At 71.9% G+C, this 11079-nt stretch carries 9 protein-coding genes and 1 pseudogene; 9 read left to right on the forward strand and 1 reads right to left on the reverse strand.

Annotated features, from left to right (window positions below):
• The 8 genes from QM634_RS13025 to QM634_RS13060 all read left to right on the forward strand — a co-directional run.
• Positions 1 to 617, forward strand: a 617-nt coding sequence (locus QM634_RS13025) for a TetR/AcrR family transcriptional regulator (protein ID WP_415043205.1), incomplete at its 5' end; no start/stop codon positions are given.
• Between the two features lie 40 nt (positions 618 to 657).
• Positions 658 to 1503, forward strand: coding sequence for an HpcH/HpaI aldolase/citrate lyase family protein (locus QM634_RS13030; protein WP_415043206.1), 846 nt, complete (start codon positions 658 to 660; stop codon positions 1501 to 1503).
• Positions 1504 to 1618: 115 nt separating this feature from the next.
• Complete coding sequence (locus QM634_RS13035; protein ID WP_415043207.1) at positions 1619 to 2470, forward strand: hypothetical protein; 852 nt, start codon at positions 1619 to 1621, stop codon at positions 2468 to 2470.
• 140 nt (positions 2471 to 2610) lie between these two features.
• On the forward strand, positions 2611 to 4014 hold the full coding sequence (locus QM634_RS13040; RefSeq protein WP_415043208.1) for a DUF6350 family protein: 1404 nt from the start codon (positions 2611 to 2613) through the stop codon (positions 4012 to 4014).
• Between the two features lie 37 nt (positions 4015 to 4051).
• On the forward strand, positions 4052 to 4654 hold the full coding sequence (gene purN, locus QM634_RS13045; RefSeq protein WP_415043209.1) for a phosphoribosylglycinamide formyltransferase: 603 nt from the start codon (positions 4052 to 4054) through the stop codon (positions 4652 to 4654).
• Positions 4651 to 6210 (forward strand): bifunctional phosphoribosylaminoimidazolecarboxamide formyltransferase/IMP cyclohydrolase, encoded by a 1560-nt coding sequence (gene purH / locus QM634_RS13050; RefSeq protein ID WP_415043210.1) that lies wholly within the window; start codon positions 4651 to 4653, stop codon positions 6208 to 6210. The genes purN and purH overlap by 4 nt, the downstream gene beginning before the upstream one ends.
• A gap of 206 nt (positions 6211 to 6416) precedes the next feature.
• Positions 6417 to 7829, forward strand: coding sequence for a sigma 54-interacting transcriptional regulator (locus QM634_RS13055; RefSeq protein WP_415043211.1), 1413 nt, complete (start codon positions 6417 to 6419; stop codon positions 7827 to 7829).
• A 6-nt stretch (positions 7830 to 7835) separates the two neighbouring features.
• Entirely contained in the window at positions 7836 to 9809 is a 1974-nt protein-coding gene (locus QM634_RS13060) for a VWA domain-containing protein (RefSeq protein WP_415043212.1), read from the forward strand.
• A gap of 15 nt (positions 9810 to 9824) precedes the next feature.
• Here QM634_RS13060 and QM634_RS13065 read toward each other — a convergent pair whose 3' ends face one another.
• Positions 9825 to 10766, reverse strand: a complete 942-nt coding sequence (locus QM634_RS13065) for an AEC family transporter (protein WP_415043213.1) — start codon at positions 10764 to 10766, stop codon at positions 9825 to 9827.
• A gap of 103 nt (positions 10767 to 10869) precedes the next feature.
• Here QM634_RS13065 and QM634_RS13070 point away from each other — a divergent pair.
• Positions 10870 to 11079: pseudogene (locus QM634_RS13070) on the forward strand (hypothetical protein); the annotation flags it as partial.

The raw sequence follows: 11079 nt of genomic DNA on the forward strand, positions 1-11079 counted from the left end.
CGGCGTCCGGGCCCGGCCGGCCCCGCCTCGTCGAGCCCCGGCGCGACGCCGCCACCGCGCGCGAGGAGATCCTCGACGCGGCCGCCGAACTGTTCACCACCCGCGGCTTCACCGCGACCTCGACCCGGATGATCGCCGAAGCCGTCGGCATCCGGCAGGCGTCGATGTACCACTACTTCTCCACCAAGGACGACATCCTGGCCACGCTGTTGGAGACGACGGTCGCCGGCCCGCTCGAGCGCGCCCGCGAACTCCTCGACGACGACGGCCCGGCGTTGGACCGGCTGCTCGACCTGGCGCGCTTCGACGTCACCGAGCTCGCCGGCGCCCGCTGGAACCTCGGCGCGCTCTACCTACTGCCGGAGATCGCGGCCGACCGGTTCGCCGACTTCCGGGAGGCCCGGGCCCGGCTCGCCGACGCCTATGCCGAGCTCGCGGCCGGCGTGCTGAACGACCCGTCGGACAAGCGGGTGCTGCTGCCGTTCCGGCTGGTCGAATCGGTGATCATGCTGCGCGGCGATGAGGAGCGCGACCACCTCGGCGGGCAGACCGCGGCCGATTTCGTCGACACCGTCGTCGGGGCCATCCGGATCCTGATGACCCGCGGCACGACCTGACCGCGACCGGCCGCCGGGGCCGATCGAGTACCGTCGGATCATGTCCCAGAGCATTGCCCCCGACTACCGGTGGTGCCCGCCCGGGCCGGCGTTGCTGTTCTGCCCGGGTGATCGCCCCGACCGCTACCAGAAGGCCGCCGACCGCTCCGACGTGGTGATCCTCGACCTCGAGGACGCCGTCTCACCGGACAATCGTGAGGCCGCCCGAGAGGCGCTCGTCGCCCATCAACTCGACCCCGACCGCACGATTGTGCGGATCAACTCGGCGTCGACCGGTGAGGCGCGCAAGGACCTCGCGGCGATCGCCGAGACCCTCTACCGGGTCGTGCTCGTCGCCAAGGCCGAGTCGGCCGACGAGGTCGCCCGCACCGAGATGCAGACGATCGCGCTCATCGAATCGCCGCTCGGCGCGGTCAACGTGAACGAGATCGCCGCCGCCCCCAACGTGATCGGGCTGATGTGGGGTGCCGAGGACCTGGTGGCCGGACTCGGCGGAACCTCGTCGCGCTTCGGCCCCGACGAGCCGCGGCCGGGCACCTACCGCGACGTCGCCCGCCACGTGCGGTCCGCGGTCCGGCTGGCTGCCGCGGCCTACGACCGCTTCGCGGTCGACGCCGTGCACCTGGACATCGCCGATGTCGACGGCCTGCGCGACGAGGTCCGCGACGCGGTGGCCCTCGGCTATCAGGCCACCGCCTGCATCCACCCGTCGCAGGTGGAGACCATCCGTGCCGGATACCGGCCGCCGCAGGCGCAGGTGGACTGGGCCCGCGGCGTGCTGGCGGCGGCCGAGGAGCACGCCGGGGTGTTCAGCTACGACGGCCGGATGGTCGACGGACCGGTGCTCAGCCAGGCCCGCGCCGTGCTGACCCGCGCGGGGGAATAGCGCAATCGGTCCGATCGTGGATCGACGCCGGGCACCGACGATGTACTAGCGTGGTCGGTACACGAAACGGCGGCCCACGGCGGCCCCGGCGATCGAACGAGGAGTCAGGACCCAGATGAGCTATCAAGGACCGACCGGCTACGGCCAGCAGCCCAACCCGCAGGATCCGGCCTACGGCCAGCAGCAGGCGTACGACCAGCAGGCCTACGGTCAGCAGCAGGCCTATGGCCAGCAGGGCTACGGCCAGCAGGCCTACGGGCAGCAGGGCTACGGCCAGCAGCAGGGTTACCCCCAGCAGGGCTACTACGGTCAGCAGGCCTACGCTGCGCCGAAGCCGCCGAGCCAGGGACTGCCGGCCAACATCGCGCAGATCCTCGCCTTCACCGTCCTCGGCCTGGGCGTGATCCTCATGCTCCTCGGCTTCTTCTCGCAGCTGCTCGTCCTGGTGAGCCTGGGCTGGGCCGTCGCGCTGGTCGTCGTCGGTGCGGTCGCCGGTGCGTCCGGGGCCAAGGACAAGGCGCTGGCCACGATCGCCGTCGCATCGTCGGCCGCGCTGTTCGTGTCCACCTTCGCGGCCGGGATCAAGGCCACGCGGTACGACAACTACAGCGTCACCGGTTGGCTGAGCGTGTTCTTCGGACTGGTCGCCCTGGGCGTCTCCATCTTCTGGCTCGTCGTGGCCCTCGGCAAGGCCAAGGTCGCGCCGGAGCCCGGTTCGGCCGCCGCCGAGACCGCTGCCGCCGAGGCTGCCGCTGCCGCCGGCGCCGCCGCGCCCACCACCGCCTACGCCTACCCGGCCGCGGACCCGACGCAGGCCGTCGCCGGTACCGCCGCATCCGTGACGGACGCCGTCGACTCCTCGGCGCAGGCCGTCGCCGACAACGCCACCTCGGTCATCGACACCGCGGCGGCCAAGGTCGACAACGCCACCTCGGTCATCGAGACCGGCAAGGGCAAGAAGAAGTAACCACCCGCGCCACGGTGCCCCGTCCGGACTCGTTCCGGACGGGGCACCGTCGTCTCCGCACCTCCCGCGTCGGCGATTCGACGCCCCGCTCGGCGCGCCTGCTCGCCGCGGGCGGCGTCGGCTGCGACGCTGGAATCGACATGGCAGGCCGCAACGTATCGCTGGCCGCGCGGCTCCGGCACGCGCGGCAGGTTCAGCGCGATCACGCCCGGGCCACCGCGGGCACGGCCCGCGAGCTGGTCATCGTGGCCTTCGCGGTCCCGCTGGCCACGCTGGCCCTGCTCGCCCTGATCGTGACCATCACGCTCGCGCTCTCCGGAAACGGGTTCGGCGCCTTCGGCACTGCCCTCGGCTCGTCGTGGCTCTGCCTGCACCAGGTGCCGCTGAGCATCGGCGGCGTCGAAATCTCGGCGTTGCCGTTGGTCCCCACGATCGCCCTGCTCGCCGCCGTCGTCGCCTACACCGGACCGTCGGCCCGGCTGCGCACGACACCGGCCGACCTCGGCGCCCTCGTCGGCGCCGCCGTCGGCGGCCCGTTGCTGATCACGGCACTCTCCTACGCACTGGTCCTCGACGGCGCCTCGGTGGTGCCGGTGAACCCGCCCAACGCGCTGGTGGCCTTCGGTGCGACCGTCCTCGTCTACGGCGGGGGCACGCTGGCCGGGATCGCCCGCCGCGACTGGCGCGACTGGTGCGAGAGCGCCGGGCTGACCGGCGACCGGCTCGACGACGTCCTCGCAGGAGTGCGGACCGGTTGGCTCGCCGCGCTGATGCTCCTGGGCGCCGGCGCCGTCACGGTGACCGTCCTCCTCGCGGCCCGGTGGAGCGCCGTCAGCGGCGTGATGGCCGGCGGCAACCGCTTCGACGGCTACCTCGGGCTGACCATCGTGTCGCTGCTGTACCTGCCGAACGTCGTGGTCGACGCCGCCGGCGCGCTGCTCGGCACCCCGGTGCCGATGGGCGGGGCGCTCGCGGACGTGTTCAACCCGCATGCGGGTACCGTCCCGGCTCTGCCGATCGCCGCGATCGTGCCCGGCCAGCCGCCCATCCGCTTCCTCTGGGCGATCGTGCTGGTCGTTCCGCTGGCGATCGCCGTGTGGGCGGCGCTGCGTTCGCGCCACTACGACCCGATGCGGAACCTGCGGCGCGTCGCCATCAGCGCCGCCACCGCTGCCGGAGTGCTGCTGGTCGCGACCTTCGTGGGCGCCGGAACGGTCGGCGAACTGGGGCGCGCCGGTGCCGAGGCCCCGGTCGTGGCGCTGTTCGCCTTCGGCTGGCTGGCGGTCGTGGGTGCGGTCGTCGCCCTGCTGCACGGCTCGCGCGAGGAGACGAAGGCGGAGCGTCGCGCCGCCGCCGTGGCCCTGGCCGCCGCACCCGCCGAGGAGGACAGCATCTTCAACGACGACCCGACCGCGGTGATCGCGCGGGTCGTCGACGCCGAGCCCGACGTGCCGACCCCGGCCTTCTACCGTCCCGACGGGGACGCCCCGGTGGTCGACGACGTCGAGGACCTGATGTTCTTCGACGATCTGACGCCCGACTAGAATTCCCACTCGTGGGCAACGCGAACGGGCTGATCGGGTGAGCGTGCCCGTCGTGGTCCTGGCGTCGGGGACCGGAACCCTGCTCACCGCGCTCCTGGAGGCGGCCGCCGCGCCGCGGGCGCCCTTCCACATCGTGGCCGTCGGTGTCGACCGGGAGTGCCGCGCCCTGCAGGTCGCCGCCGACCACGGTGTCGCGACCTTCACATGCCGGGTCGCCGACCACGCCGACCGGTCCGCATGGGATCGAGCCCTCACCGAGCAGACCGCCGCCCACCACCCCGACTGGGTGGTCACCGCAGGCTTCATGAAGATCCTCGGGCCGGCCTTCATCGCCCGATTCGCCGGGCGCACGGTCAACTCCCACCCGGCGCTGCTGCCGGCCTTCCCCGGCGCGCACGGCGTCGCCGATGCCCTCGACTACGGCGTCAAGGTCACCGGAACGACCGTCCACCTCGTCGACGACGGCGTGGACACCGGCCCGATCCTCGCCCAACAGCCCGTCGTCGTGGAAGACGGCGACACCCAAGACGCTCTGCACGAGCGCATCAAGGCGGTCGAGCGAGTCCTCCTCGCCGACGTCGTCACAGCCCTCACCACCCGCGGGGTGGCCATCGACGGACGAAAGGCCCGCATCCTGTGAGCGATACGAAACGACCCATCCGCCGCGCACTCGTCAGCGTCTACGACAAGACGGGGCTGGCCGAGCTGGCCACCGCGCTCCACGGCGCCGGCGTGGAACTGGTGTCGACCGGTTCGACCGCCAAGACCATCGCGGCGGCCGGGGTGCCGGTCGTCGAGGTCTCCGAGCTGACCGGCTTCCCCGAGTGCCTGGAGGGTCGCGTCAAGACCCTGCACCCGCGTGTGCACGCCGGGATCCTCGCCGACACCCGCAAGGCCGAGCACCTCGCCCAGCTCGACGACCTCGGCGTCGCCCCCTTCGAACTGGTGGTCGTGAACCTGTACCCGTTCACCCAGACCGTCGCCTCCGGTGCCGCCCCCGACGAGTGCATCGAACAGATCGACATCGGCGGGCCCTCGATGGTCCGCGCGGCCGCCAAGAACCACCCGTCGGTCGCGGTGGTCGTCGACCCGGCCGACTACGGCGACGTGACCGCCGCGGTGACCGACGGCGGCTTCAGCCTGGCGCAGCGCCAAGCGCTGGCCGCCAAGGCCTTCCGGCACACCGCCGACTACGACGTCGCCGTCGCCTCCTGGATGAGCAGCGTCGTCGCGCCCGACGAGTCGTCGGCGTTTCCGGTGTGGGCCGGTGCGACGTGGCAGCGCGGCGCGGTCCTGCGCTACGGGGAGAACCCGCACCAGGCGGCCGCGCTGTACACGAACACCGCCGGCGCGCCGGGCTTGGCGCAGGCGCAGCAGCTGCACGGCAAGGAGATGTCGTTCAACAACTACACCGATGGCGACGCCGCCTGGCGCGCCGCGCACGACTTCGACGCGCCCGCCGTGGCGATCATCAAGCACGCCAACCCGTGCGGCATCGCCGTCGGCGCCGATATCGCGCAGGCCCACCGCAAGGCGCACGAGTGTGACTCGGTCAGCGCCTACGGCGGCGTCATCGCGGCCAACCGCGAGGTGAGCCTGGAGATGGCGCAGCAGGTGGCCGACATCTTCACCGAGGTGATCATCGCGCCGTCCTATGCCGACGGTGCCGTCGACGTCCTCGCCAAGAAGAAGAACCTGCGCATCCTGGTCGCGCAGCCGCCGGCCCAGACGGGCACCGAGATCCGTCCGGTGTCGGGGGGCATGCTCATGCAGCAGCGCGACGTGCTCGACGCCGAGGGCGACGACCCGGAGAACTGGCGCCTGGTCGCCGGCCCGGAGGCCGACGCGCAGACCCTGGCCGACCTGGAGTTCGCCTGGCGGGCCTGCCGCGCGGTGAAGAGCAACGCGATCCTGCTCGCCGTCGACGGGGCCTCGGTCGGCGTCGGCATGGGGCAGGTCAACCGTGTGGACTCCGCGCACCTGGCCGTGCAGCGCGCCGGTGCGCGGGCGGCCGGCTCGGTGGGCGCCTCGGACGCGTTCTTCCCCTTCGCCGACGGCCTCGAGGTGCTGACCGCCGCCGGTGTGCGCGCGATCGTGCAGCCGGGCGGATCGATTCGCGACGAAGAGGTCATCGCCGCCGCCGAGAAGGCGGGCGTGAGCCTCTACCTGACCGGGTCCCGGCACTTCGCGCACTGACCCCGGAGGGCCTTCGCCGAGCGTGCCCAGAATCTCGCCGAGCGTGCCCAGATTCTCGTCGAGCGTGCCCAGAATCTCGCCGAGTGTGCCCAGTCGGCTGGTGGCGTAGCGCGGCGAGGGCACGGTCGGCGCAAATGTGGGCACGGTCGGCGGAAATGTGGGCACGGTCGACGGTGGGCGGCGGCCGACGCGGGTAGCGTGGAGACGTGGCATCCACGACTGCGAAATCCACCAAGCCCACCGCCAAGACCGTCGGTGAACTGCGCGCGACCGACCATGTGCAGCGCAGCATCCGCGACGAGATCCGCAACAACCTGCTGACCGCCCTGCGGGCCGGCGACGACCCGTGGCCGGGCATCGTCGGCCTCGAGTCGACGGTCATCCCGCAACTCGAGCGGTCGTTGCTGGCCGGCCACGACGTGGTCCTGCTCGGCGAGCGCGGCCAGGGCAAGACCCGCATCCTGCGGACCATCGTCGGGCTCCTCGACGAGTGGACGCCGGTGATCGCGGGCTCGGAGTTGGGCGAGCACCCGTACGAGCCGATCACCCCGGCGTCGCAGCGCCGCGCGAAAGAACTCGGCGACGACCTGCCGATCGAGTGGCGGCACCGCGGCGAGCGGTACAGCGAGAAGCTGGCCACCCCGGACACCTCGGTCGCCGACCTGGTCGGCGACATCGACCCGATGAAGGTCGCCGAGGGACGAAGCCTGGGCGACCCGGAGACCATCCACTTCGGGCTCATCCCCCGTGCGCACCGCGGAATCGTCGCCATCAACGAACTGCCCGACCTCGCCGAGCGCATCCAGGTCGCCATGCTCAACGTCATGGAGGAGCGCGACATCCAGGTCCGCGGCTATTCGCTGCGGCTGCCGCTGGACGTGCTCGTCCTGGCCAGCGCCAACCCGGAGGACTACACGAACCGCGGACGTATCATCACCCCGCTCAAGGACCGCTTCGGCGCCGAGATCCGCACCCACTACCCGTTGGACCTGGATGACGAGGTCGGCGTCATCGAGCAGGAGGCCGACCTGCTGGCCACCGTGCCCGACTACCTGCTGGAGATCCTCGCCCGGTTCACCCGGTACACGCGGGAGAACCCCGCGATCGACCAGCGCTCGGGCGTCTCGGCCCGCTTCGCCATCGCCGGTGCCGAGACCGTCGCGGCGGCGGCCCTGCACCGCAGTGCCGTCCTCGGGGAGGAGGCGCCGGTGGCGCGCGTCGTCGACCTCGAGTCGGTGATCGAGGTGCTCCGCGGCAAGATCGAGTTCGAGTCGGGGGAGGAGGGGCGCGAGCTGGAGATCCTGCACCACCTGCTGCGCAAGTCGGTCGCCGACACCGTCCGCGAGCACCTCGGCGGCATCGACCTGGCACCGCTGGTCGCCGCGCTCGAGGACGGTCATCCCGTCGTCACCGGTGATCGGGTGTCGGCCGCGGACCTGTTGGGCTCGCTGCCCGCCGACGAACCGGTCGGCAAGACCGTCGAGGCGATCGCCGCCCGGCTGGACGCCGACACCGACGGTGAGAAGGCCGCCGCGGTCGAACTCGCCCTCGAGGGGCTCTTCCTGGCCCGCAAGATCGGCAAGGAAGCCGACGACGACGGCCAGACCGTCTACGGATAGCCCGTCATGGCCGAGCGCAGCAGGTTCCACCGGTCCCGATACGAGAAGTATCGGGGCGGGCCCGATCCGCTGGCCCCGCCGCTGGACCTGCGCGAGGCCCTCGCCGAGATCGGCGCCGACGTCATGGCCGGCGTCTCGCCGCAACGGGCGCTGCGAGAACTGCTGCGCCGCGGCAGCCCCGGCATGCGCGGTCTCGACGAGTTGCGCGAGCGGATCAGCCGCCGCCGCAACGAGCTGCTCAAGCGCAACAACCTCGACGGCACCTTCGCCGAGATCCGCGAACTGCTCGACCGCGCGGTGCTCGAGGAGCGCAAGCAACTGGCCCGCGACCTCGACGACGACGCGCGGTTCGCCGAGATGCAGATCGGCAACCTGCCGCCGTCGACCGCCGCGGCCGTCAACGAGCTGGCCGACTACGACTGGCGCAGCCCGCAGGCGCGCGCGGACTTCGAGAAGATCCGCGACCTCCTGGGCCGCGAGCTGCTCGAGCAGCGCTTCGCCGGGATGAAGGACGCGTTGGAGAACGCCGACGACGCCGACCGCCAAGCGATCACCGACATGCTCTCGGACCTCAACGACCTGCTGGCCAAGCACAACCGCGGCGAGGACACCACCGACGACTTCGCCGAGTTCATGGACAAGCACGGCCAGTTCTTCCCGGAGAACCCCGCCAACACCGACGAACTCGTCGAATCGCTGGCCAAGCGCAGCGCCGCCGCCCAGCAGTTCTACAACTCGCTCTCGCCCGAGCAGCGCGCCGAACTCGACCAGCTCTCCCAACAGGCCTTCGGCTCGCCCGAGTTGATGCAGGCCCTGGCCAACGTCGACGGGCAACTGCAGATGGCCCGCCCCGACCTGGACTGGAACGGCTCGCAGGAGTTCTCCGGCGACAACCCCATGGGTCTGGGCGAAGCGGCCGCCGCGATGGCCGACCTCGCCGAGCTGGACCAACTGGGTGAGGCGCTGAGCCAGCAGTACGCCGGCGCCGACCTGGCCGACATCGATCTGGACGCCCTGGCCCGGCAGCTGGGGCCGGAGGCGGCCGTCGACGCCCGGACGCTCCAACGCCTCGAGCAGGCGCTGCGCGACCAGGGCTTCTTCGAGCGCGGCGCCGACGGCGAGCTGCACCTGAGCCCCAAGGCGATGCGCCAGCTGGGGCAGTCGGTGCTCGCCGACATCGCCGACCGGCTCACCGGCCGCGGCGAACGGGCCACCCGCCAATCCGGGCGCCTGGGCGAGCCGACCGGCGCGACCCGCGAGTGGGCCTTCGGCGACACCGAGCCGTGGGACGTCTCGCGCACCATCACCAACGCCGTCATGCGCGAGGCGAGCGCGGGGGAGTTCACCGCCGGTCGAGCGGTGCACCTGGACATCTCCGACGTGGAGATCACCGAGACCGAGGCCCGCACCCAGGCCGCGGTCGTGCTGCTCGTCGACACCTCCTTCTCGATGGAGATGGAGGGCCGGTGGACGCCGATGAAGCGCACCGCGATCGCGCTCAACCACCTCATCTCGACGCGCTTTCGCACCGACGAGCTGCAGATCATCGCCTTCGGCCGGGAGGCCCGCACGATCGACGTCGGCGAGCTGGCCGGGCTGTCGCCGCGGATGGAGCAGGGCACCAACCTGCACCACGCCCTGCTGCTCGCCCAGCGGCACCTGCGGCGCTTCCCGCACGCGACGCCGGTCGTGCTGATCGTCACCGACGGGGAGCCGACCGCCCACCTCGAACCGTCGGGCCAGGCGTTCTTCTTCTACCCGCCGCACCCGCAGACCATCGGGGTGACGGTCGGCGAACTCGACCACCTGGCCCGGATGGGCGCGCAGGTCACCATCTTCCGGCTCGGCGAGGACCCGGGGCTGGCCATGTTCATCGACAACGTGGCGCGACGGATCGGCGGGCGCGTGGTCGCCCCCGACGTCGACGGCCTCGGTGCCGCGGTCGTCGGCGACTACCTGCGCGGGCGCCGCGGTCATTAGCTCCGCGCGTGCGGTTCAGCCCAGCACGACCGCGATCACCGCGATGACCGGGATCGACGCCAGCGTCGTCACCAGTGCCGCGTCGCGGGCCATCGCCTGTCCCCGCTGGTAGCGCACGGCGTAGACCAGGACGTTCTGGGCGGTCGGCAGCGCCGCGATGACGACCTGGGCGAACAGGTGGTGCCCGGACAGGCCGAAGCCCCAGCGCGAGATCGCGTAGGCCAGGGCGGGCATGGCGAGCATCTTGAGCACCGCGGCCAGCGCCACGTCGCGCGTCGGTCGCGGTTCGCCGTCGTCGGAGGTGCCCTTCCGGCGGGCCGACAGCGACAGTCCGAAGACGAGCAGCGCCAACGGCACCGACGCATCGCCGAGCATCCGGAACGGGTCGAGCAGCGCCGACGGCGGGTGCCAGTGCAGGCCGGAGACGACCAGGCCGGCGACCCCGCCCAGCAGGATCGGATTGGTCAGCGGCGTGACGATCGCATCCCGCCACACGCGCCGTCCCCCGGCGGGCAGTGCCGTGATGTCGAGCACGGTCAGGGCGATCGGCGAGTACAGCAGGATCTGGAAGAGCAGCAGCGGCGCGATGAACGACCGGTCGTCGAGTACGTACATCGCGATCGGCACGCCCAGGTTGACGCTGTTGACGTACGACGACGAGAGCGCGCCGATCATCAGGTCCGCCGGTGAGCGGTGCAACCAGAGCCGGGCGATCACGGCGTAGAGCAGGCCGATCGTCAGCGCGGTGCCACCGGCGATGACCAACGTCGAGGAGAAGACGTCGCGCAGGTCGGCGGTGACGAGCGAATGGAACAGCAGTGCCGGGGTGCAGACGAAGAACACCAGCCGGGACAACACCTCGGTGGCCGTCGGGCCCAGCGTGCCGGCCCGGCCGAGGGCCAAGCCGATCCCGACCACGAGGAAGATGACGGTGAAGCCCGCGATGACGCCTGACACCGCAGGAAGCCTAGTGGTGTCGGTCATTCGGCCAGCCCTCGGCTGTCGACGCGGCGCCATTGCCTGATACCTTCGACGCCACACGCACGGGAAAGACTTGAGAATGACCAATCCACACGATTCCGCGCCCGCGGGCGACCCCGCCAACCAGCCGTCGGGCACCGACGAATGGTCGTCGGTCAACCTGAACAAGCCCGAGCAGCCCGCTCCGCCGGCCCCGCCGGTGTACCCGCAGACGCCGGGTCCGGCCGCCGCGCCGGTGCCGCCGGGCTACCCGGCCCCGCCGACCGGGTACCAGGCGCCGGTGCCGCAG

Origin of the sequence: Gordonia sp. (in: high G+C Gram-positive bacteria) (assembly GCF_047606305.1) — a bacterium.
Lineage (GTDB): Bacteria > Actinomycetota > Actinomycetes > Mycobacteriales > Mycobacteriaceae > Gordonia.